We start from the raw sequence: 26,290 nt of genomic DNA, 5'->3' as shown, positions 1-26,290 counted from the left end.
CCTTCAAGTGGCTATATGCCCATGGAGTATGTGTTATTTTAAGAAACATTAACCATCTGGAATAGCCTATATTTCATAGGGTTAACGCGCTTATCTTAGTCCCGGAAACTCCCCTGACCATAGGATTTATACCTATTGGCTTTTGCTCATTTGACAGGGAGAATCCATACCAAGGAAACTAACGTAAGCCCTTTAATATCCAACCCTTGTTCATCTATATAGACAAGAGGAATTAAAAACTATGACTATTGCAGTCGGACGCGCGTCCCAGGAACGAGGCTGGTTTGATGTCCTCGATGACTGGCTCAAGCGAGATCGATTTGTCTTCGTCGGTTGGTCCGGTATCCTCCTGTTCCCCTGTGCTTTCATGGCACTGGGCGGCTGGTTGACTGGTACTACCTTCGTCACTTCTTGGTACACCCACGGCCTTGCCTCTTCTTACCTCGAAGGTTGTAACTTCCTGACCGTTGCTGTTTCTAGCCCCGCTGACAGCCTCGGCCACTCCCTCCTTTTCCTCTGGGGCCCCGAAGCTAACTGGAACTTTGCCCGTTGGTGCCAACTCGGTGGTCTCTGGAGTTTCGTTGCCCTCCACGGTGCCTTCGGTCTGATCGGCTTCATGCTCCGTCAGTTCGAAATCGCTCGTCTGGTTGGCATTCGTCCCTACAATGCGATCGCCTTCTCTGGCCCCATCGCGGTATTTGTCAGTGTGTTTCTGATGTACCCCTTGGGTCAGTCTAGCTGGTTCTTTGCTCCTAGCTTTGGCGTTGCTGGTATCTTCCGTTTCATTCTGTTCTTACAAGGTTTCCACAACTGGACCCTGAACCCCTTCCACATGATGGGTGTTGCTGGGATTCTTGGCGGTGCACTGCTCTGTGCAATCCACGGGGCGACCGTAGAGAACACCTTGTTTGAAGATGGTGACCAAGCGAACACCTTCCGGGCATTCGAGCCGACCCAAGCAGAAGAAACCTACTCCATGGTGACCGCGAACCGTTTCTGGTCTCAGATTTTCGGGATTGCGTTCTCCAACAAGCGTTGGTTGCACTTCTTCATGCTGTTTGTACCTGTAACGGGTCTGTGGATGAGCTCTGTGGGTATCGTCGGTTTAGCGTTGAACCTGCGTGCTTATGATTTCGTATCCCAAGAAATCCGTGCAGCGGAAGACCCCGAGTTTGAGACGTTCTACACGAAGAACATTCTGTTGAACGAAGGTATGCGTGCTTGGATGGCCCCCCAAGACCAAATTCACGAACAATTTGTATTCCCTGAGGAGGTATTACCCCGTGGTAACGCTCTCTAATGCGCCCATGTCTGGCGGTCGCGATATCGAGTCCACTGGCTTTGCCTGGTGGTCTGGTAACGCTCGCCTAATCAATCTTTCTGGTAAGCTCCTGGGTGCGCACGTTGCCCACGCAGGTCTTATCGTTTTCTGGACTGGTGCAATGACTCTGTTCGAAGTGGCTCACTTCGTGGCAGAGAAACCGATGCACGAACAAGGTTTTATCCTGATGCCTCACCTGGCAACCCTCGGTTGGGGTGTAGGCCCTGGTGGTGAAGTAATCGACACCTTCCCCTACTTTGTTGTGGGTGTACTTCACTTAATTTCTTCTGCGGTTCTCGGCCTTGGTGGTATTTACCATGCTGTCCGTGGCCCCGAAACTCTCGAAGAATACTCCAGCTTTTTCGGCTATGACTGGAAAGACAAGAACCAAATGACCAATATCATTGGTTATCACTTGATTCTTCTCGGTTGTGGTGCGTTGCTACTTGTCTTCAAAGCAATGTTCTTTGGCGGTGTCTATGACACTTGGGCGCCGGGTGGCGGTGATGTCCGCATCATCAGCAACCCAACCCTAAATCCGGCGGTGATCTTTGGCTATCTGTTCAAAGCTCCCTTCGGTGGCGAAGGCTGGATTATTGGTGTCAACAACATGGAAGACATCATCGGTGGCCACATCTATGTGGGTCTGATCTGTATCTTCGGTGGTATTTGGCACATCCTCACCAAACCTTTCGGTTGGGCCCGTCGGGCGCTCGTGTGGTCTGGTGAAGCTTACCTTTCTTACAGCCTTGGTGCGCTGTCTTTGATGGCGTTCATCGCAACTTGTTTTGTTTGGTTCAACAACACTGCTTACCCCAGTGAATTCTACGGCCCGACTAACGCTGAGGCGTCCCAGTCCCAGGCTCTGATCTTCTTGGCCCGTGACCAATCTATGGGTGCAAACGTTGGTTCTGCCCAAGGTCCTACTGGTCTGGGTAAATATCTGATGCGATCGCCTACTGGTGAAATCATCCTTGGTGGTGAAACCATGCGTTTCTGGGATTTCCGTGGTCCTTGGCTGGAGCCCCTTCGTGGTCCCAACGGTCTTGACCTCGACAAAATCCGGAATGACATTCAGCCTTGGCAGCTCCGTCGTGCCGCTGAATACATGACCCACGCTCCTAATGCTTCCATTAACTCCGTTGGTGGGATTATTACTGAGCCCAACTCCTTTAACTTTGTGAACCTCCGTCAGTGGTTGGCTGGTTCTCACTTCATTCTTTCCTTCTTCTTCCTCATCGGTCACCTGTGGCATGCTGGTCGTGCTCGTGCGGCTGAAGCTGGTTTCGAGAAAGGGATTGACCGTGAAACTGAGCCCGTACTGAACATGGGTGATCTGGACTAATTACAAGGGAATTTAAACTGTCCTGAGTAGTCAGTAACCAACCTAGAATTATGTCTTTTAGCTCCTGTCTTTATGACAGGAGTTTTTTTGATCAAAAAATCTTAGCGTTCTTAAATTGGGCGTATTTGGAGTTTGTATGGTATTGCAAAAAGTGGCTCGGCAGCTTCATGGTTCAATTATTCCAAGCATTTGGAAAATTGTTCTCTTCATGATGCTGTTTTCGCTTGCTGTGACGGCGCTCTATATGCGCGGGGCTCAGACCCTCAATCAGCCGATCCTGGCTAGTTTAATTCCAGGGGTTGTGCTTGGTCTTCTATTGGTTTTTAGAACAAATACGGCCTACGAAAGATTTTGGGAAGGCAGAAAACTTGTCGGGGGAATTATTATTGGTGCGCGCCAACTTTCACGGCAATTTTCTGTCACGATTCCAGAAAAGACGCGCCAAGACTATGAAGAAAAAATGACGGTCAACCGTTTAATTATTGCTTTTTTTGTCGCGACAAAGTTACATCTCAGACAAGAGCCGATTGATGCGCAGCTCACTGCATTAGTCACCCCAGAACAAGCTTTAGAGCTCAGTCAGACGAACAAAATGCCGCTAAAAATTATTCAATGGATTAACGCTTATGTGGTGCGTTGGTATCATTTGAAATATATCGATAGTCATATTTTGACTACCTATAATATTATTCTCGATCAGCTAGTCGAAAAAATGGCCGGTTGCGAAAGAATACGGCATACGCCCATTCCAAAGGCTTATTCGACCCATCTAAATCATTTGCTCTTACTGTATTGCCTGGTGGTTCCTTTTCAATTGGTGGCAACGCTTAATTGGTGGACACCGGTGGCAGCGGGGGTGATTAGCTTTACCCTGATTGGCATTGAAGCCATTGGTCAAGAAATTGAAAATCCTTTTGGCCAGGATCCTAACGATCTCCCCCTGGATCGCATGTGTAATAACTTACAACAAGAGATTGATGAGCTCTATCACCACAGATTGGCCAAATTCTCTGAAGTTTCGGGGAGTGATTTGGAAGACTTTTCTGGCGTACTTTAAGGCTATTTTGACCATCAGTTTTAAAGGATTTATGTGCTTTGAGAGTCTATCTTTATCAAAGAGTCATAGGTGCGAAACATTGCTTGGGTCCCTTGTTCGAGGGCATCAGCAAGTTGGGCGGTGTCTTGAAATTTTTGTTGGGCGATCGCCAAACCAGGTAAGGGGAGATCGGCGAGATTTTCATTTACCAAACGCAAATCTTTGAGAATATGTTTGACCATAAAGCCTGGGCGAAAATCAGCGGCGGTAATTTTGCGACCTAGGTTGGCGATCGCCCAGGAGCCAGCGGCCCCCGTTTGGCACACATCAATCATCAAATTCGGGTCAATCCCCTGGGTTTGGGCAAGGGCGATCGCCTCACAGAGGGCCACCATATGGATCGCGCAGAGGACTTGGTTACACAGTTTCACGGCCTGGCCGCTCCCCACGGGGCCACAATGGTAAATATTTTTGCCCATCGCTTCGAGGTAGGGTTTTGCTTCGTCAAAATCTGAGCGATCGCCCCCGACCATAATTGTCAGTGTGCCATTTTTTGCGCCAATGTCACCGCCACTGACGGGGGCATCGAGAAAACGCAATTGCTTAGTTTCCAAAGTTTTAGCAACGTCCTGCGCGGCTGTAGGGCCAATGGTGCTGAAATCAATCACTAAAGCATGGGGTTTCGCAAAGTGAACTACTCCTGTGTCGCCCAGTAAAACCGCTTTCACGTCAGGCACATCACTCACACAGGAAAAAATATAATCAGCCCCTTGAACCGCTTCGGCGATCGTCGCTGCAATGGGGACACCAGCCGCTGCCACCTTTGCTAAGTAAGAGCTAGCAGCGGAACGATTCCAAACAATAACCGGATAGCCATTTTGCTGAAGATTGAGGGCCATAGGCGCCCCCATTACCCCTATCCCGAGAAAAGCAATGGTTTTTGGCATAGTTTTTCAAACGGTCTTAAAATGCCGCTACTCTTCTAAGGTTTCTGATTCTGAAGCAGGCGTCTCTGGGGTTGCTGGCTCTGGGGTTTGGGCTTCAGTTGAAGCTGCTGGCTCTTCTTGGGTAACCTCTGGCGTTTTAGGGCTTTCGGGGGCGATCGCCGCAGGTTCTTCAGTGGGTAATCCCTCAACTTCGGTCGGCGTGACTGGTGTTTCTACTTCTGACTCTGCTTCTTCCGTTGCTAGCGGCTCAGTTTGTTCCGCTTCTGGTGTCACCACTGGGACTGTTTTTTCGGGGAGTTCTGGGGTATCCGTTGGTTTTTCTAGAACATCACCGTTATCTTCAGGCGCAATCGTCTCTTCTGTTGTTAGCGTCGGAATCTCTTCCGTTTCTAGGGCCGATTCCTCATTGTTTAAATCGGGGCTTACTGCCGGTTCGGGAATGGTAGCTTCTGGTTCTGCTGGGACTTCTGGCGTAGCTTCTTCAAGGGGCGCAATGATTTCTGGGGCCGGTTCTGGCGGCAACTCTTTCAAAGTCACCAGTTTTTTCGCCATTCTGAGGGGCAGCTTATTTTGAACCAGTTTGGCGAGGGTATCGTTGAGTTTCGGATCGTAATTGATCACACGGACAGGACTGTTGTAAACGTTTTCGAGCAATTCTCCTTGGTCATCGATAAATTCGAGCTTGAGCCAGTTTTCCCCTTTTTTAAACCCAGAAAGATAAATCGGTTGCCAGTTATCGAGAATGAAACTTTCGCCGTTAATGGTGACGCGGATCCGCCAGTCGTTGATATTGTCCGTATCATCAGCTTGGGCCACGAAATGGAGCGGCGCATTGGTCAGATAAAAATCCAGCATAATCGGCTCGGCACCATAGGTTCCCTGGGGGCGACTATAAGTGAGGAGCGGCTGGCTAAAGTCAGGGATATTATTGTTGCTCTTGGTAAAAACATTAAAAGTGGTTTCAGCATAGGCCCCCTCATTTTTAAAGCTTTCGTGCCAGGGACGGGAAGCAAAGGCGCGCACGATATGGCTCCCAGGGGCCAGGTTTTCGAGGGTTACTGGTTGGCTGGTGTCGTAAACGGCGACGTAGGGCTGGTCATCAACAAACAGGTGAACATGGGGCCCCATCCCTAATTCTGCGTCTTTAAAAATGGGGAGGTCGTTGACTTGAAGCTGGACGTTAACGGTGCTGCTGTTGAAGGTTTCGTCGGGACGGGGGCTGAGGATTTTGACCTGGGGTTGGTATTGATCGAGTTCTTTGCGCAGTTCGTTGATCAAGCTGGGGGTCGCCACCTCGGTTAAGGCCTGGGTAACGACGGGCTGGGATTCGGGGTTGAGGTTACTGACGAGACGGGCATCGAGGCGATCGCCACAACTCCAGAGGCCGAACGCTAAAACAACCAAGAGGATAATCCGCTTAAACATTTCCCATAATCCTTGATAAGCCACGTTTTTAATCTTCTCACTGCACTGGCAAAGCGCCAACATTCAACAGGATACTGGGTTACCAGCGGATTTTGTATAGGTGAAACAGTTCCCCTGGTTGTTCTTTGACAATTTTTGCGCCGGACTTTTTGATCAGAGCTTGCCAATCATCGAGGCCTTCGAGAAAAACTTCGGCCCCCTGGTAGGTTTCGAGAATTGACCAATCTTCGGCAATGTCCTGGGTCGGGTCTACCACATCGAAGACGAAAAAGCCGCCTGGCTTGAGCACGCGCTGCACCTGTTCGAGGACGCTTTCCCAGTAGGGGAGGGGGTAGTAACAGCTAAAGCCAGTGGCGATCGCCAAATCAAAAAACCCTGTTTGATAGCTTTCCAGGTGGTGGGCGGGTTTCTGCACAATGCTTTTGAATAGTTTGGAATTGAGCTGGGGGGCACGGGATTGGAGAATTTCCGTTGCCGTTTGGCTAATGTCTTGGCCGTAAAAATAGGCGTTCCAGTCGCGCCAAGGATAAATCAAAAAACTCAGGCCACAGCCGAGATCAAGGCAATGCTGGTTTTTTTTCGGTTGGGCCAGTTCCCAAAATTTAGACGTGACGCGGTTCTGCAATTTTCCAGATTGCCAATCCAAAAAAATCGGTAGGGCTTGCACTTCGTCGGGTAAATCGGGCCTTTTGTTCTGGTATTCTGCCTCAAACCGTTGGGCGATCGCCTCCGTGAGAGTAAACCAATTCAATTCACGATTGTCAGTAGGCAACTGGGAGAACATAGACAAGGGTTGGCCGCAGTAGAAATAATCTCTATTGTATCGGTCAGTCCTTGGGGTTAAGTTGCCGAATCAAGAAATGTACCTTTGAGGAAAATCAAGCCTCTCTTAAATCAAGCCCATCATCTGAATCGCTCCGCTGTAAAACGGCATCAATTTGGTCTAGTAACTTTTGCATTTTTTTCGGCCAATCAGGGGCGCGGTAACGAAAAGGTTCTGGTAAGAGTTTGAACAACGATAGGGCTCTGTAAACGCGCAATGCCTTAGGGTCCACGACCTCACCATGGGCAACATAACCTTCAAGAAAACCAGTGGCAGCGGCATGACGGCGGTGATCGTCGAGACTCCCCCGGAGATGCTGGTAGTCGAGTTGAGCCAAAAATGAACCCAAGTCCCGGGCGGGGTGACCTTGGGCGGCACGGTCAAAATCTAGCAAAGTAAGGCGATCGCCTTTAAAAAGTACTTGATCTGGCTTAAAGTCTCCATGGGTGGAGCGCCACTGCTGAGGCAACTGCATCAAGCCATCGACAATGGCCTGACCAAGGATCTCGATATTATCGGTGAGACTCGGTTGCAAATAGGCTAGGTCGCTCATTAGTGCTTTTATTCCTGAGGCCTCCATAACACAGCTCACAGATTGCCAATGGTGGAGGTGCTGCCGATGGAGCTCAGCCAGAGCGACCCCAACCTGTCGGAGAGTGCGCTGAACGGTGCAAGGGTCTGCTTGAAGCATCGGTTCTAATGGCTGATCATCTACCCAAGGAAAGGCCAAGATTTGGTCACGGTCACTGCAGCCTACCTGTGGTGACATCTGCAACACAGTCCCGAACTGCAGGTGCTTGCTATTGCGCTGGGCGGTGTCGTAGTGGTCTCCGGCATATACTTTAAACACCCAATTTTGATCACCAAGCTGCACCCGGCAGACATAGCGACGTTCGGGCTTGTAATTGAGGGTTGTCAAGGCGATCGCCGCTCCTTCCAGCGTCCTCTCATCCAGGGCCAGGAGCTGGCAGCAGAGCTGGAGTTGGGTTGCAGGATTAAATAATCGAGTCAGTGATTTTAGTTGGCGATCAAAAGGCAGGGGGGCGATCGCCAACCCCAACTCATCTAAAACGACTGGTAACAATCCACTGTTCGCGTAACGTTGGCCCAGGTGTCGATATTTAGTTAACTTTTTACTGCCTGGCAGATGCGCCTTGGCATAACAATAGGAGGCTTGCTCTGATGCTTGAGATTGTAGGGTGTAGGCCACCAGGCAGTTAGTGTGGGGCTTGTAGCGGAGATAGGTACTAGTCACCCGCTGCACAGGATAGCCTTGTTTTTGCAAGAGGGCCAGCATCGCTTGGTCATCGAGCAGGGTCGTCAAACTAGATAGTCGGCGATCGCGTTCGACCAAAGCCAAATCAGGGGCGTGTAGCATAGGAACCTCCCTGGGGCGATCGCGGTGACTCCTGTTCAGCCAGTTGGCGACGAGCCATCTGCAACTGATAGAGGGCTGCGTAGGGGCCGCCATTAGTCAACAATTCAGCATGGGTGCCACTCTCTAAAATCTCACCATACTCCATGTAAATGAGGCGATCGGCGGTGGCAGCGAGGGTGAGATCATGGGTAATGATCAAGGTGGTGCGTTGCTGTGCGACCCGCTGTAGGGCATCAATAACTGTGCGCTCATTTTCTTGATCAAGGCCCGTTGTTGGCTCATCTAAAACTAAGATCGGTGATTGACGTATGGCCGCACGGGCAATGGCGATGCGTTGGCGTTGCCCCCCCGAAAGGGTAACCCCCCGTTCTCCCAAGACTGTGTCATAGCCCTCAGGGAGCCGCAGAATAAAATCATGGGCATTCGCGAGCTGGGCGGCGGCGAGAATGTCCTCCTCACTGGCATGGGGATTACCATAGGCAATGTTGTCCCGCACGCTGGCGGCAAACAAAAGGCTGTCTTGTAGCACGACGCTAATCTGCGATCGCAAAGACTCTGCTTGGTATGCCTGGATATCTACCCCATCGATCAAAATTTGGCCTTGACTGGGTTCGTAGAGGCGCAATAACAAACTGGCTAAGGTAGATTTACCGCTGCCCGATGGCCCAACGATCGCCAAGGACTGACCCAGAGTCGCATCAAAACTAATATTTTTTAAAATTGGGTGACCCGGCTCGTAGGCAAACTGCACCTGCTGAAATGTCACCTGACCAGCAAATCGAGGGGCAGGACAGGCATCGGGGCGATCGACAATATCCGGCACTTGGTCGAGCAGGTCAAGGATGCGTTCCCCGGCAGCCGTTGCCTTGGCCAATCGGCCTGTATATTTAGCAAAATCACGGACAGGTTTAAACGCATTTTTGAGATAAGCCATAAACACCAACAGATCGCCTGGCGTTAAGCTGCCATTGGCGACTAAGTGACCTCCACGCCCCAGCACCAGGGCAGTTGCTAGGGCAATAATCAAATCTACTGAGCGTTCCAATTGCGCTGCTAGTCGTTTGCCCTTGACACTGTCTTTGAGGGTTTTTTTGCTCTGGCCAGAAAAAGTCTGGGCGAAGGTCTTTTCTAGGGATAAGGTTTTCACAACTTTGATCGCTCCCATCGCCTCAGCAGCGGTAGAAGCCATCGCCCCTTCTTGCTTTCGTTGTTTCCGTGAAACTTCCTTAATGCGACGGTTGAGGCGTACCGTAATCAAGGACAGCAATGGCACCGTAACCAGGGCCAGGAGGGTAAGTTCTAGGTGCAGCCACAGCATCAGTCCTACCATGCCGACTAAGACTAGCGTATTGCCTGTCATGGGTAAAAGAGCAGTCACCACTACTTCTTTCAATAGGCCCACATCACTGATCACTCGAATGGTGAGTTCGCCGCTGCGGGCTTGGTTATGGAAGCTCAGGGACAAGTTTTGTAGGTGCTGATAAAGATCATTTCGTACCTGGGTCAGGACTCGGTTTCCCACCAACGCAAAGCCCATGGTGCTGCCATAGTCGGCTAGGGCGCGTAGGCCCGTAAAAACCACTAGGGCGATCGCACTCCCCCACAGCAACGTTGTTGGGGATAGGTTATCCCACCAAAACATTCCCGATGAGCTGCGTTCAGAGGTCGAAGTAATCACTTCATCAAAAACAAACTTCAGGGGCCAAGGCTCTAGGAGCCTTAACCCAACCTGGGCCAGCAGCGCCGCCAACCCACCCAAAACCAGGGTCCACTGCTGGCGAATATAGGGCTGAAACCGTTGCACAATTTGCCAGAGGCCAGGGGCGATTTCGGTTAGTTTTTGAGGTCGTCGTGCCATGGGAGTAGTGGAGAGAAAGAAATAAGAGCAAATAGATGGTTAAAAGCATCAAGCCTACGGAAGTTGGGGCTCAAACAACTGGCGTATCCGGGCAGCATTGTGATGAATGTCGAAATTAACTTCGATCAACTGGCGGGCCGCAGCCGCTAGGTGGACCCGCAGATTGCTGTCTTGCAATAGGCAATCTAGGGCCGTTGCCAAAGCAGTTGGGTGATGTTGGGGAACCTGTAGACCTGTTTTTTGATGGTGCAGCGCTTCAGGAATACCCGTCACGTCAGTAGAAACGCAGGGAGTCCCCAGGGCCATTGCTTCGAGGAGTACAGTCGGTAGGCCATCTTGATTACCATCACCGCCTACCACGCAGGGAGCCGCCAACACCGCTGCCCCCTGGACGATCGCCCGTAGTTCTGCCTGGGGCCGTGGCCCAAGTAGCTCTACCCAGGGCTGCAAGCCTGCCCCATTAATTTGTTGTTGCAGAGACTCTGCAAGTTCCCCATGGCCAATAATTTGGCAGTGAAAATCTATGTTTTTTTTGGCCAGTAAGCCGCAGGCGGAAATCAGATCAGGAAAACCTTTTTTTTCTACCAGCCGGCCTACTGCGACGATTTTGGCAGGTCGATTTTGGGGGGATTGGTAAGGAAACTGACTGAGGTCGAGACCATTGTAAACGCGCCGTACCGCCGCCGCTGCGGGGCCATATTGTTCCTTGAGAAACTGGAGATTGTAGTCGCTGACAGTAATGACGCTTTTGGCATCGGCGAGCTTACGGGCCATGTCTTCTGGTCGCACAGTCTCATGGTAAATATCTTTAGCATGGGCGGTAAAAGTGTAGGGAATGCCAGTAAACAGACTAGCTAGCCGCGCCACTGAGGTGGCAGATGTACCGAAGTGGGCGTGAAAGTGAGTAATATTCTGGGTGACGGCAGCCATCCCTAGGGCGATCGCCTGGTGAACATCTTTCACCTCTTCTCCTTGGGCTAGGGGTAATTTGGCCCAAAAATCCGGTAATACGGCGGCGGCTTCTTGCAGCAGTTCCCAGAATTGGCTACCCCTTAAATCTTTTGTTGTGAGATAAGTTACCGGGGCCCTAACCCGCGCGATGATGTCTTGAAAGTGGCTATCGAGCGGGGGCCGCAGGGCATAAATCACGACATCTAACCCCGCTGCTTCGTGGGCAAGAATTTCAGAAACAACAAAAGTTTCTGAAAAACGAGGGTAGCGTTTGAGAATGTAGGCGACTCGCATATTTTTTGTACTGCTACTGGAGACAGTCACAAATTAGATGTCATTGCAACTCAGTGTAAATCCCTTTGAATCTTTATCCAGCAACTCTAAGAAAATTCTAATCAAACTCCAATAAAAATCGATAATCGTCAATTTTTTATTGTCATTTTTTTACCCAGAATCGTCAACATTAAGGGTGATTTCATTAAAAACCAGAGGGAAAATACGGGGTTCTTTTTTGGGCTCTAGAAGTTTTCTTGAATAATCTCGGTGATATTAAAAAAAATCACCTAAAAATAGGCGATCGCCCCCGTTAAAAGGATAGATTTGGCGGGAGATAACCCATCACAAAAGCCGTTAACAAGAGCCCAAACTACGGTTTCACGCAGGGAATGGGGTTCTGTGTGACATCTACCAGCCCAACGCTCTATCGGCTAAACCCAGTATTACTAAACGAATCCAAAACAGTCATGATTAGCGTTCAAGTGGCAAAAGAGACCCTTGGAGTGTCACCCCAAAGCAGGTCTGCAAGTTCTCCCGCAAAACGGCGATTAATTCTGTCGTTGACAATGGAGCTGGGGGAGATGAGAGCATTAATTTTTCACCAAAAACTAATTCATAAAGGGCAGGATCAGGGTTGAGGCGAATCGAACCATGCTGCAAAATTGCCCCCTGACGCCGTAACTGCGCTGAACCAATGAGCTTATAGCCCGATTCCGTCACTAGATCCGCCTTGGTATGGGTGCGAAAACAACTGTCAAAATGCTCGTAATTACGCTGCTGTTGACCATAACTTAAGGAAATCCCCAGTTTTTCAAACCCTGCGATTAGGAATTGGCAGAGGGTTTCATAGTTTTTTTGGCGATCGCCCGTTAATCCAGAAGTGACAATGGCATAGGTGAGATCGCCCTGGTGGAGCACCGCCCGCCCACCACTGGGCCGCCGTACCAGATCGATTTTTTCACCCTGATAGGTGAGATTTTCCCAAAACTCAGGATAGTTGCGCTGGTGGTAGCCGAGGGAAATGGCCGCCGGCTGCCAGGTATAAAACCGCAGCACCGAGGGAATATTGCCCTGGAGATGCTGATCTAAGAGCCAACGGTCGATCGCCATTTGGGTTTCCCCAGGGGCAGCCATGGGCGGAATATAGTGCCAAACCCCAGCCATTACAGGAGATTTTTGGGTAGGTAGCCGAGGATTTTTTTAATGTCCTGGGTGCGGTGCTTATCGACAATCAAGGTCACATCCCCTTGACGCACCACCACCACATCAGAGACGCCCAAAGTTACTACCGTTTCATCAGGATTGTCACTGTAGACGATCGCCCGTTCCGTCTCAAAGGCATGGTGCGTGCCCACACAAACATTCGTCACCGCATCGGGGGGGAGTAATCTTTCGAGCGATCGCCAATCCCCCAGATCATCCCAGCCAAATTCGGCAGGTAGCACATAAGCGTGTTCCGTTTTTTCCATTAGGGCGTAGTCAATGCTGATTTTTGGTAGGGTATCGTAAGCCTCGATTCCTCGATCTTGCAGTGGTTCCAGGATTTCGGGGGCGTAACTGGCCAGTTCTTGTAGCACTGTGCGGATCGAAAAAAGAAAAATACCGCTGTTCCAGCTAAAATTCCCCGTTTCCAAAAAAGATTTTGCCACCGCCGTGCCGGGTTTTTCGTAGAACTGACTCACTTTAAAAATGCCCGCTGCGACCGTTTCTCCCTGCTCGATATAGCCGTAGCCCGTGGCGGGGTAGTCCGGTTTAATGCCGATGGTCGCGATCGCCAATTTGTCTTTCACAAAATTGGCCGCCCGGTTGAGGGTCATGCGGAATTGTTCCGGTTCGCCAATCCAATGATCTGCCGGGAAAAAAGCGACTACCGTATCCGCTGGGTAATATTTCGCCAACTCTAGACAAGTCCAGGCGATCGCCGCTGCCGTATCCCGTCGCTCTGGTTCCATCAAAATATTGCGCTGGGGCAGTTGGGGGAGCTGTTCTCGCACCAGATCCGCAATTTGGGCCGCCGTAATAATCCACAAATCTTCCCAATTGCCTTGGGGGATCAAGCGGTGGGCTGTGGCCTGGAGTAAACTCACCCCGGAACCATCCAGACTGAGGAACTGTTTCGGGCGGTCTTGACGGCTGAGGGGCCAAAAGCGTTCGCCTTTACCACCAGCCAAAATCACAGGGATAAAAGTCATAAATATTCAGGGGTTTAGTTACGGTAGGCCTTCGCCGAGGCGCGGAGCCAGGTTACAGCAGCAATGGTAAAGGGGATCAGGAAAAATAAAAAGCCAAACCAGAGGGAATTGGCCCGCACAAAGGGCTGGCTCACCATGAGCGCAATGATCAAACCGCAATATAGTAATCCTGCAACGGGTAGCCCCAAAACGAGGAAAATAAATTTTGTATCCTGATCCATGACGGGCTAATTCTTTTTGTTAAAAGGTGTTGCCGTTGATTCTAACTATGGATGCGGGGTTCTGGGTGGAGAGTCGCAAGAATCTCGCTTTCGGCGATCGCCAATTCTTCCAGGCGCTGATTTACCAAATCTTGGTCGTAATAGGTGGTCGCCAGCACCCAATAAGCCCCATAATGCCGTGCTTCCGAGGCCATGAGCCCCCGATAAAATTTCGCCAAATCCGGCTCCGGGCAATGTTCCCCCAGTAATCCCAGCCGTTCGTGGGAACGGGCTTCGATCAGGGCTGAAATTAACAGAGAATCCAACAGGCGATCGGGTTCCTGGGGCCGGATCAATTTGCGCAACTGACCGCCATAGGGGGGCGCGTTCAAGGGGGCAAGGGGAATATTTTTTCGTTCTAGCCACTGGTTCACCAGCTCAAAATGCTCTAATTCTTCCTTGGCGATCGCCGTCAGGGTTTTGACCAGTGCCACCGCCGAGGGGTAGCGAAACATCATATTCAAGGCCACTCCTGCCGCCTTCCGTTCACAGTGGGAGTGATCCAGCAAAATGGTGTCCAGATTAGCGAGGGCCAGCTCGATCCATTCCGGGCGGGTCGGCTCCTGGAGAAACTTGATCCGGGGTAGAGTCGCAGGGGTCATAGATTTGGGGAGATGGCAAACAAACCAACAGTATATAGTTTCCCAAAGCCCAGTGCAGCGCCCATAAGATCCCGCAAAATTTCCCTGCGTCGAGGACGCCAACTGCCTATAATCTTGAAAACAAATTTTTATTTGAAACGTTTCAAAAAGGCGATCGCCCATGAATCTTAGAAAAAACAAACTCACCTGGTACATTACCGCCCAGATAGGCGTTTTGATGTTTCCCTTTGGCCTCTGTCTCCTGGGAGAATCGATCACCAGGCGCATCAACGGTGAACCTTGGTTCTGGTGGGGCACGGTGAGCCTGATCGTGGTCAATGCGGGCCTAGGGTTGATGATCGAAAGTGGCTTGATTGGTGGTTTTCCCCGCAACAACGGCGACGACAAAACAGAATCCTAGATTTATTTTTTAACCGATGACGTTTATTCCCCCGACCCAACACACCGCTGAGATTAATGGCTTGCCCTTGAGCTATTACGAATGGCATCCGGGCGGCGAGCCGGTTTTGCTGCTCCATGGCCTCGCCGATCACGGTTTGGTGTGGGCGAGCCTGGGGGAAAGTCTCGGGGAAAAATATCACGTGATTGCTCTGGATCTCCGGGGCCATGGGGACAGTGGCAAACCGGAAACGGGCTATACTTTTGCCGACTACAGCACCGACCTAGAGGGAATTTGCCAACATTTCAGCTGGTCAAAAGTTAACCTTCTCGGCCATAGCTGGGGCGCCAAGATTGCAACTGTTTGGGCGACCGAAAATCCGGACAAAGTAAAAAGCTTGATCCTCGCCGATCCATTTTTTATGGGAAAACTGCCCCTCTGGTGGCGCTACACCTTCCCGATCGGCTACCGTGTCTTGCCTTTCCTCAAGCTCTTAGGCCAGTTTGAAACCTACGAACAGGCCGAGGCGATCGCCAAAAATCTCAAACAATATCGCGGCTGGAGCGACTGGCAACAGGCAATTTTCCGAGAAAGCTTTATCGAAAATGCTGACGGCACTTGGACGAGTAAATTCGTAAAGCGCGCCTGTGATGAAATTCTCCTCGATATTCTTCGGGTCAATGGCCTCACGAAACCTTTGACAATGCCGAGCCTGTTTGTGCAGCCAGCGGGGGGCTTAAATCGCCTCGAATTTCAGCTCAAGCCCTACCGCCAATATTTAACGAACCTCCAATGGCAGCAGGTCCCCGGCAACCATTGGGCCCACATGGTGAAGCCAGAAGCGTTTAATCAGGCGATCGCCCAATTTCTTGATGCTTTACCCTAAGGAAAATCCTTTTCTTGCCACAATGGAAAGGTTTCTGTGCGATCGCCACCGATGATCTATTGTTTCAATCCGGCCTGCGGACAGCCCCGCAATCCTGACCAGGGAAAATTTTGCAGCACCTGCGGTCAACCGCTGCTGTTGGGCGATCGCTATGGGGCGCGGCAGGTACTCAATCAAGGTAGTAAGGGGCGCACTTTTTTAGGCATTGATCGGGGCACTTTTCCGGAGAGCTATTGCATCATCAAGCAGTCTTTTATTACCCAGAGTGTCAACGCCCAGCAGTTCATCAGCACCTTTCAAGACAATGCAGACCGCTTAAAAACTTTGGGCGATCGCCCAGAATTTCCGACGGTGTTGGACATTTTTTTGCCGAAATATTTACATCAGATCACTATTCCGCCGACCCTGGTTTTTGAAAAAATTGTGGGGGACAGTCTACGGCAACAGCTAACGGCGGCAGGGCCATTTTCTGAAGACCGACTGCGCCAGTTTTTGCGGGAAATTTTGCCCCTCGTGCAGCTCATCCATGACCATGGCCTGATCCACCGGGATCTACATCCTGAAAATGTATTACTCACGCCAGAACACCATTGGGCGATCGTCGATTTTACAGCGGCGAAGGTCACTTCAAAAATGGCCAGCGCGGAACCGGGAACTTTAATTGGGTCGGGCATTTACACCGCGCCAGAACAACTGCGGGGCCAGAGTTATCCCGCCAGCGATCTTTATAGTCTCGGGGTGATTTGCTTAGAACTGCTCACCTCGATTCATCCCTTTGATCTCTACAGCGTGCGAGAAAATCGCTGGGTATGGCGGGACTATTTAACAACACCCATTAGTTCTTCCTTGGGGAATTTACTCGAACAAATGGTTGCTGAAATTCCAGGCGATCGCCCCAAATCCGCCCAAGCGATTTTGGCGGCTTTATTCCCACATACAATGCCTAAACAGGCAAAAATTGCTACTCCTCCCAAAGCTAAACCGCCCAAACCCAAGACGATTTCCCCAGCGGTCCCAGACCCAGAGCCCCAGTGGCATTGCTTTCGCACCTTGAGGGGCCATCACGCCTACATTAGCGATCTCCAGTTTGCGCCCGATAGTTACCATCTCGCCAGTGCCGCCGCCGACCAAACGATTCGCCTCTGGGATCTGGACCATCGTCAGGAAGCGAGCTGTTTACGGGGTCATCGGGGCATTGTTTCTAGTCTAATTTTTTGGGGCGATCGCCTCATCTCCGGCAGTTGGGACTACACTATTCGCCTCTGGGATTGGCAGCAGGGGGAGCAGCTCACTTACCTAGAAGGAAAATCCACCTGGATCCAAGGGCTAGCCTTCTGGGAAAAAACCAAGCAATTGGCGGCCCTTGGTGCGGATCAAAATCTGACCTACTGGGACTTGGCCCAAGAAAAAGTTGTGCAAACCTTTGCCCTTCAAAATACCCAAATTATTCGCGCCGCCCAAATTCCAGGGCAATTATGGGCGGCCCAGGGCAATGAATTAAGCCGTTATGGGGCAGGCGATCGCCTCCAAACGTTCACCGGCCATCAGGGACAAATTCTCGATTTCCAAATTAGCCCCAACGGGCAATTTTTGCTCAGTAGCAGCGCTGACCAAACCCTGAAAATTTGGCCCCTCACCCCTGGCAAACAACCCAAAACCCTCCGTTTACTCATCCCGATCACCAAAGTCGCGATCGCCCCAAATTTGCGTTTTTTTGTCGGGGGCGATCGCCAAGGAATCCTTGCCATCTGGCAACTGGGCCAAGAACAACCCATGGTGCAACTTCCCGCCCACAACGACAGCGAAATTCAGGCGATCGCCATCAGCCCAAACAGCCAGATCATCGCCACCGCCGCCGCCGACAAAACCATTAAACTCTGGCGATTCGGGATACAATGACCACCTAGCGAAAATAAGAATTTCTAAAAAAGCCCCATGCTACGAGCCGGAATCGTCGGACTGCCCAACGTTGGTAAATCCACCCTTTTTAACGCCCTCTGCGAAAACGCCAAAGCAGATGCCGCCAACTTCCCCTTCTGTACCATCGAGCCCAATGTGGGGGTAGTGGCCGTTCCTGATCCCCGTCTGGAAGTCCTCGCTGGCATTTCTAAATCCGTCAAAGTTGTGCCCACCCGCATGGAATTTGTCGATATCGCTGGTCTCGTCAAAGGGGCCAGCCAAGGGGAAGGATTAGGAAACCAGTTCCTCGCTAATATCCGCGAAGTCGATGCGATCGTCCATGTGGTGCGCTGCTTCGATGACGATGACATTATCCATGTGTCCGGCTCCGTCGATCCCACCCGCGACATTGAGGTGATTAACCTAGAGCTGATCCTCGCCGATCTAGCCCAGGTAGAAAAACGCCTCGACCGTGCCCGTAAACAAGCCAAAAGCCGTGCCAAAGAAGCGCTTTTAGAGGTCGCTGCCTTAGAAAAAATCCTTCCAGTGCTCGAAGATGCCCGCCCCGCCCGGGAAGTGGACCTAGATGAAGAAGAAGAATTGGCGATCAAAGCCCTGGGCCTCTTGACCCGTAAGCCGGTGATCTATGCCACCAATGTTTCTGAAGAAGACTTGGCCACAGGGAACGAATGGGTCGAGCAAGTGCGGGCTGTTGCGGCCCCAGAAAAAGCCCAAGTCGTCGTTGTTTCCGCCCAGGTGGAAGCAGAATTAGTCGAACTTGATGCGGCGGAAAAGAAAGATTTCCTCGAATCCCTCGGCGTGGAGGAAGGGGGTTTGCAATCTCTGATTCGGGCCACCTATGAACTGTTGGGCCTCCGCACTTACCTGACCACTGGCCCCGAAGAAACCCGCGCCTGGACGATCCAAGTGGGCATGAAAGCGCCCCAGGCTGCCGGGGTGATCCATACGGACTTTGAACGGGGTTTTATCCGTGCTGAAACGGTGGCCTACCAGGATTTGGTAGACTGTGGCTCCATGGGTGCCGCCAAGGAAAAAGGCTTGGTCCGTTCAGAGGGGAAAGAATATGTCGTCCAGGAAGGGGATGTGATGTTGTTCCGCTTTAACGTGTAGGGCAATGGCGATCGCCTGGGGAAAAATTCTGGTTTTAGGATTATTGTTCTGGCTTTGGGGCTTGGCTCCTAGCTGGGCGGAATCTTTAGGCGATCGCCTAGGCCGCTATCCCCAATGGCAAGATTTACCTGTTTTAAACGCGGTGCAGCCGGGAACAGACTTGATTTATCCAGAGTGGTTTACGGGCACTTGGCAGGCGACGAGCATTTTACTAGACCAGGTGGCTCCCCTCGCCCCGGAGGTGGTCACCCCTGGGTTTGCGGCCAATGAAAAACTGATCGGCCAGCCCTTTTCCTTTCGGGTGAAATTCCAACCCCAGGCTAGTTTCATGGTGCAGCCCCTAACTTTGCCCCAGGCGATCGCCCCCCAGTTACCCATCGTCGCAGACCGCGCTTTTAATGGCCGCGAAATTGCCCAGGCTTATTTAGGGACAGAAATTGTCCAACGGGTGGAAGTAGATCCCCAAAATCCCAACCGCCAGTTAACGATTTTAAAGGGCGATCGCCGCTTGATTTCCACCGTCACTGGCCGTGCCCAAACTGCACCGAAGCCCGATCAATTTCTCAGCAGCGAGTTAACCCAACAGCAGTTTCAAAACGCCGAGCAAGTTTATCTCAACCGGGTGGAAACGACGACAGATTATCAACGCATTGCCCCCGACAAAATTACCGCCAATCAAGTAACAGCAATCTATCTGTCCCCCAATGATCCAGATTTTTTCAAGGCCCAAAATAAACCGGTTGCGCTCTATCACTACTCCTTGGATCTGGTTAAACTTGCTGAATCCATGCAGGGTTGAGAAATATTTTTTAGACCCCCATCGAAGCCTACACACTTGAAGTACATGATGAAAATTCTTGGCACCACTAAACTCCTCGGCGTAATTGGCGATCCTGTGAAACATTCTTTTTCGCCCCTGATGCACAACGCGGCGATCGCCCAACTGGGGGTGGACTATGTTTATCTCGCCTTTCCGGTGGTGGCGGCAGATCTAAAAACCGCCCTAGACGGCTTTTGGGCGATTGATTTACAGGGCTTTAGCATTACGATTCCCCACAAACAGGCGATCATGGCCCACCTGGAGGCGATCGCCCCGGAAGCGCAATTGGTGGGGGCCGTGAATACTGTTTGGCGCACAGACACCGGTTGGCAGGGAACCAATACCGATGTGGCCGGCTTTGTCGCGCCCTTGAAAGCCATGGACCGGGACTGGTCGAATGTCACCCCGGTGATCCTCGGCAATGGCGGTGCAGCCCGGGCGGTGGTGGTCGGCTGCCATCAACTGGGTTGCCCACAAATCCATGTGTTAGGCCGCGATCCTGAAAAATTGGCCCAATTTAGCGCCAGTTGGCAAAATACGCCCCTCGCCGGCAAGGTACAAACCCATCTTTGGGGCGATCGCCAACGGCTGATTCCCCAGGCCCAACTCTTGATCAATTCTACCCCCATCGGTATGGCACCTCGGGTCGATGCCTCCCCGGTTACAGAGGAGCTGATGGCGACTTTACCCAGCGGGGCGATCGCCTACGATTTGATCTATACCCCCTCCCCGACTCGCTTTCTCCAACAGGCCCAGGCCCAAGGAGCACAAATTATCGACGGTAGCGAAATGTTGGTGCAACAGGGGGCGATCGCCCTAGAAAAATGGCTCGGCCAAGCGGTTCCCGTCGATACCATGCGCCAAGCCCTTCTAAACCATCTAGCCCAGGTGAAAAACGCCTAAGATCACTGAGCATCCAGAGAAAAACTGCGTATGATGAAAAGCGTATTCTTGGACCACAAACCTAAATCAAGATTTTTAAGCAACCGTGACGCCTCAAAAATAGCAAAATTCCTATGGGCCTATACAAAAAAGTATATAAAATCCAAAGCGTGAGTCCCTCTGAGCTCGTCCTCAAGCAAGGGATCGACAAAATAACAGCAATTATTTTGGCTTTTATTCCCTCCCTTGCCATTGTGCTATGGCCCCTCTCGGATTTTTTAGGCTATCGTTATGCTATTTATCTCATCGGTTTATTCATTTATACTTTTCTCTTTTTTCCTTTTTATTTAATGCCCTATGCTCGCTATCTAAAAGTAGATGCCGATGCCAACCAAGTGATCTATTTTGAAGCCTATTTAGTTCATTTTTTAAAACCAGGTTATCCCTGGTTTCAATTTTTACCCCAGCCCAAAGTTTATATCCTCGCTATTCCTAAATTCAAAATACTCCAAGTCACTCAATACGATACCATTCGTTTTCTTGGTTCTGGTGAAAAGCAAATTTTTCCAGATTTCAAATTTAATAACATCTATGAATTAACCCGGACAGTGGTTAGAATGTCTCCCCTGTTAAATGCAAGTATTCTCGTCAACCCTTGGGAAGGTAACTACAGTAATCCCTATGCTTATCTCCGCCGCAAATTAAAGGAGGCAAACATAATGTTTGCCACGGGGAATGATGATTCAGATTTTCTCAACGATGATTAGCGCGACTGTTATTTGCTTCTATTTACGCAGATGAGATGGCAATTCAATGTGGGGAATAATTTCTCGCAATTCATCAAAGGAAATCAGACCAAAATTTAAGATCGTCGGTAAGGGTAAATGACAATCAATGAGGGTCGTGCGAATTTGCTCTTTTGATTTGCCGCCATCTACGATTAAGGACACTTGATTGCCAAAAAAGGTCGCGGCTGTCTTCGCGTCGTTGGCCCGCATCTCGCTGCCTAAGCTGGCAGTCCCCGCCGCGATGGGAAAGGGGGCTTGGGCGGCGAGATCATAAATGAATTGGTCGGGACAAGAAATAAATACTTCACGATGTCCAGCTGTTACTGCATCGGGCAGGTTATTGCGATGAGATAGAATCAGACTAATCGGGTAAGGAAATTGATTGACTAGTGTTTGAGCATCATTGCTCAGATCGCTATATTTCGCTACTTGGGCCGGGGTCAACAGTAAGGTCAAAGGTTTACGGGGATTCCAGCCTTTTAATTCGTGGATTTGATTTGTTGCTTCGGCGTTGAGAGCATTGGCCAGCAACAAATAAACCATATCGGTATGGATAATGACAACTTCGCCTCGCTCTAACTGTGCGATGATTTGGGCGATCGCCTGGGTCGATTTGGGCAGAATGGTTGCCATAATAATTACACCTCGCTGTTTTTTCCATCGTATATGATGCAATCATTGCATGATGTATTTTTTGCATTAAAATAATTGATTTAATACATCATGCATGGCAATCAGCGCCAAAATCGAGGGTATTTCTTGTTTTTTCCGGTAAGCCTAATGATTTGCCTCAAGAGTATTGGGTTTCCCCTGGGCAAGCACACCATGCTTCGGCCCCAAAAACATTGCCAACACAAATAAGGCCGTTAGCAGCACAACGATCGCCCCACCGGTAGAAATATCGAGGTGATAACTGAGATATGTGCCAAAAACACAGGAGAGCACACTACTGGCTACGGCAATCCAGAGCATTTTATCAAAGCGGTCTGTCAGTAAATAGGCGATCGATCCCGGGGTCACCAACATCGCGATCACCAAAATAATTCCCGCCGTTTGCAAGGCAGTCACAATGGTCAAGGCCAGCACCGACAGGAGTGTGTAGTACATGAGCTGAGTATTCAAACCGATCGCCTTAGCGTGGTTTGGGTCAAAACAAAAGAGCAATAGATCTTTGCGGCGCAGCAGAATAATCACAAGGGTCAACATGCCAGCGATCAGGGTTTGGATAATATCCCCCTGGGAAATGCCCAACACGTTACCAAAGAGAATATGAAATAGATCGATATTGCTGGGGATTTTTGTGATCAAGACCAAACCAAAGGCAAAAAACCCCGTAAAAATGACCCCAATAACGGCATCTTCCTTAAGGCGTGTTTTTGCAGTGACATAGCCGATCGCCACCGTTGCCCCAAACCCAAACAAAAAAGCACCAATCGCAAAGGGAATATTTAGGGCATAGGCCACCACCACCCCTGGTACAACGGCGTGGGACACGGCATCCCCCATCAATGACCAACCTTTGAGAGTGATATAGCAAGACAACACTGCACAGACTAGACCCACAAAGGCACTCACCCAAATCGCTTTTACTAAAAAGCCATACTGCAAAGGCGCGATCAACCAATCTCCCAAAAGCGTCATCCTTCTACCTCTGGGTTATGGCTACTTTGGCAGGCTGATTCGGGGCAGTTTTCCACCTGGTATGCCCTGAGGCCAGTGAGTGGTAAGCCCCCAAAGGTCATGACTAAATTTTCTTCGGTAAAGGTTTCAGCGGTGGTCCCCGTTGCCAGAATTGTACGGTTTAACAAAATAGTGCGATCGCAAAATGTTGAAATGGAACCGAGGTCATGGGTTGAAACAAGGATTGTGTGGCCTTCGTGCCGGAGCTGTAGGAGGAGATCAATAATTTGTTTTTCCGTTTTGACATCGACCCCCGTAAAGGGTTCATCCAGTAAGAGAATTTTCCCTTCCTGGGCCAGGGCCCGGGCGAGAAAGGCGCGTTTTTTTTGGCCCCCAGAGAGTTCCCCAATCTGGCGATCGCGCAGGTGCACCATACCGACCCGTTCGAGGCTTTCCATGACAATGCGGCGGTCCCTAGGACGGGGGATCCGCAGTAGGTTCATATAACCATAGCGACCCATCATCACCACATCAAAGACACTCACCGGAAAATCCCAATCCACTTCATCGGCCTGGGGGACGTAGGCCATCAGTTGTCGTTTTTGCGCTTTGGCGATCGCCGTCCCCGCGACCCTTATCCTGCCGCTGGTGGGGGTGAGAAATCCCATAATGGCTTTAAAGAGAGTCGATTTCCCCCCACCATTGGGGCCCACAAGGGCTGTGATCGTCCCCGGCTCGACCCGGCAACTGGCGTTGTAAAGGGCCAACCGGGAGGCATTGTAGGTGATGTTGAGATTGTCAACGGTGATGTCGCAGGATGGTGTGGTGGTCATCATGGGGTTTGCAGTGGGAGAGATTAAGGGTTTGGGTCTGGGGCACTAGTTTGGGTTAGTAAACCCTTGGCGATCGCCTGGGCATCGTATTTGAGGAGGTCGAGAAACGTGGGGACTGGCCCATCGGGGGTAGAGAGGGAATCCACATAGAGATTACCGCCAAAAAAAGCCCCAGTGGTGCGGGCCACTTCCCGTTGACTGGTATCGTTGACCGTACTTTCACAAAACACAGCGGGAATATTGTTATTTCTCACTGCTTCAATGACCTGTTGAATTTGTCTAGGGGTGGATTGTTGTTCGGCGTTGATGGGCCATAGATAGACTTCTTGCAGGTTGTAATCCCGGGCTAAATAAGAAAAGGCGCCCTCACAGGTCACCAGGTACCGCTGGGCTTCGGGCAGGGGGGCAAGCTCTTGTTCTAGTTGGTCGGCGATCGCCTGAATTTTTTCACTATAGGCCTGGGCATTGGCCGTGTAGACAGCGGCATTTTCTGGGTCGAGTTCAATAAAGGCCTGGCGGATATTTTCCACATAGACCAAGGCATTCCGTGGCGACATCCAAGCATGGGGATTCGGCAGATTGGCATAGGGGCCAGCGGCGATCGGAATCGGGGTAATGCCCTCAGTTAATGTCACAGCTGGGACATCACGCAAATTGCCCAAGAAAGGTTCAAACCAGCGCTCTAAGTTCATGCCGTTGTAGAGCAATAAATCAGCATCCTGGGCACGCACCAGATCACTTGGGGTTGGCTCATAACCATGAATTTCTGCGCCAATGCGCGTAATGGATTCCACTACCAGGCGATCGCCTGCCACATTTTGGGCCATATCTGCCAACACGCTAAAGGTTGTCAGCACACGCTTTCTTTCTTGAGTTTGGCGGGCGGTCTCAGTCCCTGATTCGGCGGTTGGTATAGGGGTCAGCGTTGCTTCTTGGGTACAGCCTGTCGCAAGCCATAGCCCACCACACAGGCTGAAAAGAATCAGGCGATCGCGCTGGAACATTGCTCGAATCATGAAACAATTATGAAAAGCACTGGCCTTATCCTATCATTTTCTTTTCATATTTTTCAGGATCTGAGAAATCCTCCGCGCTGATTTCCAGTAATAATCAATTTTTGACACAAAAAAACCTCCCCCTGAGGTTTGGGAAGGTTTTTTCTTTTGCTTATTATGCGGATGGCGAGACTCGAACTCGCAAGGATCGCTCCACACGCCCCTCAAGCGTGCGTGTCTACCAATTCCACCACATCCGCTCGTTTTGACTTGAACGAATATAACATACTCATTAGGCGATCGCCAAGATCTTTTGGGAAAAAAATTTCCAAGCGTATTGTCCCCAGGTTCGGGCCTTAAAGTGCATCTCGAGGATTGGTGCGCAATGATATCTGTCGCGGAGAATCGGCAAGCGGTTGACCTTGTTCAACACGGCTGGCCACCTGCACTTGCTGTTGGAGTTGTTCCGTCGACGAAACCAATTGACTCAATCCATTAATGAGATCGATTAAATTTTTCCGGAACTGGGGGTCTCCGGTTAGCTCATCCAAGTCGGCGGTAATTTTCTGAGTATTTTCAAAGGTGACGCGTGCCGCATCCAAGGTTTTTTGGAGCGTCAGGATATTGGTTGGGTCGTTTAACGCCGTGGACACATCTTTGAGATTTTCAGAGGCGATCGCGGCATTCGTTGTTAGTACAGCCAAGTTATCCAATAGTTCTTGGGTGTCGGTGGCCGTAAGGCCCTGGTTGACTGAATTTAGGGTTGTATTCACCGCAACTAAGGTCTGTTGCATCTGGTCACTGGTGCGGCCGATGCTATTGAGGGTTCCTACCAGGGCTTGGCGATTTTCTACCACCAGGCTGTTAAAATTCCCCGTCAAGGCATTGACCTCGGTGAGGGTGCGATTGAGTTGGCCAGAGGTCGTGACTGTCGCATCGGTAATTTTCTGGGTGTTTTCCGCAAAGCTATCAACCTCGCCCCGGACTTCCCGAGATAGAAGTGTCAGTTCCTCTGTTAAGAGGGTAATTTGTTCCGCTGCCGCACTGGAGTTTGTCGCTAAGGTACGCACAATTTCAACAAATTCTGGGTCCCCATAAAGTTCACTAAACTGGGCTGTGTTCCGCAATACTTGGTCAAAGCTGACCCCAATCACCCCGTCTAGGGTTGTTCCATCACAGAGAATCGTCCCCTGGTCATTACAGTCTGACGCAAAAGGACTCAACGCCATCTGGGTTTGCGTAAGTTGGCTTTGGGGAATAATTTCAATGGAAGTCTCGCCAATTAAGCCCCCTTGGTTTGCTTCAATCACCACATCCCGAGGCATCACCAAGTCAGGCGTTTGGATTTCGATAGTGATATTCACACCATTGCTAGAAGGTTCAACCGCGGTGATGCGTCCGACTTCTAGGCCCCGATAGCGGACTGTCGCTCCTTCTTGCATCGCGTTGGCATTTTCGAAGCGGACAGTGACAGAATAGGTGCGCCGCCCGAGGGTTGCCCCCGTTAGCCAGATGAGAACAACACCGAGCAGGGACAGACCAGCAAAAATGAATAAGCCAAGGGAGCCTTCTTTGAGGGTACGCGATCGCATAGGATTCGTCAGTAGATGGGGTGAAGTTACGTTTTATTGTATGGGGACGGG

Annotated in this window: 25 protein-coding genes and 1 tRNA gene; 10 read left to right on the top strand and 16 right to left on the bottom strand. The window is 50.6% G+C overall.

The genetic code is table 11. The features are described from left to right. Nucleotides 1-241 precede the first annotated feature (241 nt). The 3 genes from psbD to ACZ45B_RS01340 all read left to right on the top strand — a co-directional run bounded on the left by psbD (nt 242) and on the right by ACZ45B_RS01340 (nt 3,723). On the top strand, nt 242-1,300 hold the full coding sequence (gene psbD / locus ACZ45B_RS01350; protein WP_096416042.1) for a photosystem II D2 protein (photosystem q(a) protein): 1,059 nt from the start codon (nt 242-244) through the stop codon (nt 1,298-1,300). Beyond that, nucleotides 1,284-2,666, top strand: coding sequence for a photosystem II reaction center protein CP43 (psbC, locus tag ACZ45B_RS01345; RefSeq protein WP_024545298.1), 1,383 nt, complete (start codon nt 1,284-1,286; stop codon nt 2,664-2,666). The genes psbD and psbC overlap by 17 nt, the downstream gene beginning before the upstream one ends. Nucleotides 2,667-2,802: 136 nt before the next feature. Next, nucleotides 2,803-3,723, top strand: a complete 921-nt coding sequence (locus tag ACZ45B_RS01340) for a bestrophin family protein (protein ID WP_024545299.1) — start codon at nt 2,803-2,805, stop codon at nt 3,721-3,723. Between the two features lie 29 nt (nt 3,724-3,752). Here ACZ45B_RS01340 and ACZ45B_RS01335 read toward each other — a convergent pair whose 3' ends face one another. The 10 genes from ACZ45B_RS01335 to ACZ45B_RS01290 form a co-directional block, all read right to left on the bottom strand. After that, on the bottom strand, nt 3,753-4,649 hold the full coding sequence (locus ACZ45B_RS01335; RefSeq protein WP_024545300.1) for an NAD(P)-dependent oxidoreductase: 897 nt from the start codon (nt 4,647-4,649) through the stop codon (nt 3,753-3,755). Nucleotides 4,650-4,676: 27 nt separating this feature from the next. Continuing rightward, nucleotides 4,677-6,098 (bottom strand): hypothetical protein, encoded by a 1,422-nt coding sequence (locus ACZ45B_RS01330; RefSeq protein WP_024545301.1) that lies wholly within the window; start codon nt 6,096-6,098, stop codon nt 4,677-4,679. Nucleotides 6,099-6,153: 55 nt separating this feature from the next. After that, nucleotides 6,154-6,858: a class I SAM-dependent methyltransferase gene (locus tag ACZ45B_RS01325; RefSeq protein WP_464674894.1), complete on the bottom strand. Its 705-nt coding sequence runs from the start codon at nt 6,856-6,858 to the stop codon at nt 6,154-6,156. A gap of 94 nt (nt 6,859-6,952) precedes the next feature. Continuing rightward, entirely contained in the window at nt 6,953-8,275 is a 1,323-nt protein-coding gene (locus ACZ45B_RS01320) for a phosphotransferase family protein (RefSeq protein WP_024545302.1), read from the bottom strand. After that, nucleotides 8,259-10,133 (bottom strand): ABC transporter ATP-binding protein, encoded by a 1,875-nt coding sequence (locus ACZ45B_RS01315; protein ID WP_024545303.1) that lies wholly within the window; start codon nt 10,131-10,133, stop codon nt 8,259-8,261. The genes ACZ45B_RS01320 and ACZ45B_RS01315 overlap by 17 nt, the downstream gene beginning before the upstream one ends. 54 nt (nt 10,134-10,187) lie before the next feature. Beyond that, nucleotides 10,188-11,378, bottom strand: coding sequence for a glycosyltransferase family 4 protein (locus tag ACZ45B_RS01310; RefSeq protein WP_024545304.1), 1,191 nt, complete (start codon nt 11,376-11,378; stop codon nt 10,188-10,190). A gap of 453 nt (nt 11,379-11,831) precedes the next feature. After that, nucleotides 11,832-12,524, bottom strand: coding sequence for a lipoate--protein ligase family protein (locus ACZ45B_RS01305; protein ID WP_024545305.1), 693 nt, complete (start codon nt 12,522-12,524; stop codon nt 11,832-11,834). Beyond that, nucleotides 12,524-13,558 carry a mannose-1-phosphate guanylyltransferase gene (locus ACZ45B_RS01300; protein WP_315862125.1) on the bottom strand — a complete coding sequence of 345 codons (1,035 nt, stop codon included), beginning with the start codon at nt 13,556-13,558 and terminating at the stop codon, nt 12,524-12,526. The genes ACZ45B_RS01305 and ACZ45B_RS01300 overlap by 1 nt, the downstream gene beginning before the upstream one ends. Nucleotides 13,559-13,566: 8 nt before the next feature. Continuing rightward, a complete protein-coding gene (locus ACZ45B_RS01295) occupies nt 13,567-13,773 on the bottom strand; it encodes a hypothetical protein (protein WP_024545307.1) in 207 nt (68 codons plus the stop codon). Between the two features lie 41 nt (nt 13,774-13,814). Then, nucleotides 13,815-14,414: a MiaE family protein gene (locus ACZ45B_RS01290; RefSeq protein WP_024545308.1), complete on the bottom strand. Its 600-nt coding sequence runs from the start codon at nt 14,412-14,414 to the stop codon at nt 13,815-13,817. Nucleotides 14,415-14,574: 160 nt separating this feature from the next. Here ACZ45B_RS01290 and ACZ45B_RS01285 point away from each other — a divergent pair, with 160 nt between their 5' ends. From ACZ45B_RS01285 to ACZ45B_RS01255, 7 genes are all read left to right on the top strand, one after another. Next, a complete protein-coding gene (locus tag ACZ45B_RS01285; protein ID WP_024545309.1) occupies nt 14,575-14,814 on the top strand; it encodes a hypothetical protein in 240 nt (79 codons plus the stop codon). A gap of 16 nt (nt 14,815-14,830) precedes the next feature. Beyond that, the gene (locus ACZ45B_RS01280) at nt 14,831-15,679 is read left to right on the top strand and encodes an alpha/beta fold hydrolase (RefSeq protein ID WP_024545310.1); all 849 of its coding nucleotides are present in this window, start codon (nt 14,831-14,833) and stop codon (nt 15,677-15,679) included. A 51-nt stretch (nt 15,680-15,730) separates the two neighbouring features. Further along, nucleotides 15,731-17,578 (top strand): WD40 repeat domain-containing serine/threonine-protein kinase, encoded by a 1,848-nt coding sequence (locus tag ACZ45B_RS01275; RefSeq protein ID WP_024545311.1) that lies wholly within the window; start codon nt 15,731-15,733, stop codon nt 17,576-17,578. Between the two features lie 36 nt (nt 17,579-17,614). After that, nucleotides 17,615-18,709: a redox-regulated ATPase YchF gene (gene ychF / locus ACZ45B_RS01270; protein ID WP_024545312.1), complete on the top strand. Its 1,095-nt coding sequence runs from the start codon at nt 17,615-17,617 to the stop codon at nt 18,707-18,709. Between the two features lie 4 nt (nt 18,710-18,713). Next, a complete protein-coding gene (locus tag ACZ45B_RS01265; RefSeq protein ID WP_029681719.1) occupies nt 18,714-19,508 on the top strand; it encodes a DUF6816 family protein in 795 nt (264 codons plus the stop codon). Nucleotides 19,509-19,553: 45 nt separating this feature from the next. Then, nucleotides 19,554-20,432, top strand: coding sequence for a shikimate dehydrogenase (locus ACZ45B_RS01260; RefSeq protein WP_024545314.1), 879 nt, complete (start codon nt 19,554-19,556; stop codon nt 20,430-20,432). Nucleotides 20,433-20,581: 149 nt separating this feature from the next. Continuing rightward, nucleotides 20,582-21,178 (top strand): hypothetical protein, encoded by a 597-nt coding sequence (locus ACZ45B_RS01255; protein ID WP_148293411.1) that lies wholly within the window; start codon nt 20,582-20,584, stop codon nt 21,176-21,178. 18 nt (nt 21,179-21,196) lie between these two features. On the opposite strand, the gene ACZ45B_RS01250 is transcribed toward ACZ45B_RS01255, so the two are convergent. The 6 genes from ACZ45B_RS01250 to ACZ45B_RS01225 all read right to left on the bottom strand — a co-directional run bounded on the left by ACZ45B_RS01250 (nt 21,197) and on the right by ACZ45B_RS01225 (nt 26,239). Beyond that, entirely contained in the window at nt 21,197-21,832 is a 636-nt protein-coding gene (locus ACZ45B_RS01250) for an L-threonylcarbamoyladenylate synthase (protein ID WP_024545316.1), read from the bottom strand. A 144-nt stretch (nt 21,833-21,976) separates the two neighbouring features. Continuing rightward, nucleotides 21,977-22,840, bottom strand: a complete 864-nt coding sequence (locus ACZ45B_RS01245) for a metal ABC transporter permease (RefSeq protein ID WP_024545317.1) — start codon at nt 22,838-22,840, stop codon at nt 21,977-21,979. Beyond that, nucleotides 22,837-23,655 (bottom strand): metal ABC transporter ATP-binding protein, encoded by an 819-nt coding sequence (locus tag ACZ45B_RS01240; RefSeq protein WP_024545318.1) that lies wholly within the window; start codon nt 23,653-23,655, stop codon nt 22,837-22,839. The genes ACZ45B_RS01245 and ACZ45B_RS01240 overlap by 4 nt, the downstream gene beginning before the upstream one ends. A 20-nt stretch (nt 23,656-23,675) precedes the next feature. Further along, a complete protein-coding gene (locus ACZ45B_RS01235) occupies nt 23,676-24,668 on the bottom strand; it encodes a metal ABC transporter substrate-binding protein (RefSeq protein ID WP_024545319.1) in 993 nt (330 codons plus the stop codon). 157 nt (nt 24,669-24,825) lie between these two features. Then, a tRNA-Leu gene (locus tag ACZ45B_RS01230) sits at nt 24,826-24,907 on the bottom strand. 96 nt (nt 24,908-25,003) lie between these two features. Beyond that, nucleotides 25,004-26,239 (bottom strand): MlaD family protein, encoded by a 1,236-nt coding sequence (locus ACZ45B_RS01225; RefSeq protein ID WP_024545320.1) that lies wholly within the window; start codon nt 26,237-26,239, stop codon nt 25,004-25,006. Nucleotides 26,240-26,290 lie beyond the last annotated feature (51 nt).

This window comes from Picosynechococcus sp. NKBG15041c (assembly GCF_055380235.1).
The sequence above is the reverse complement of the archived record's forward strand: the minus strand, read 5'-3'. Positions and strand labels throughout refer to the sequence as shown.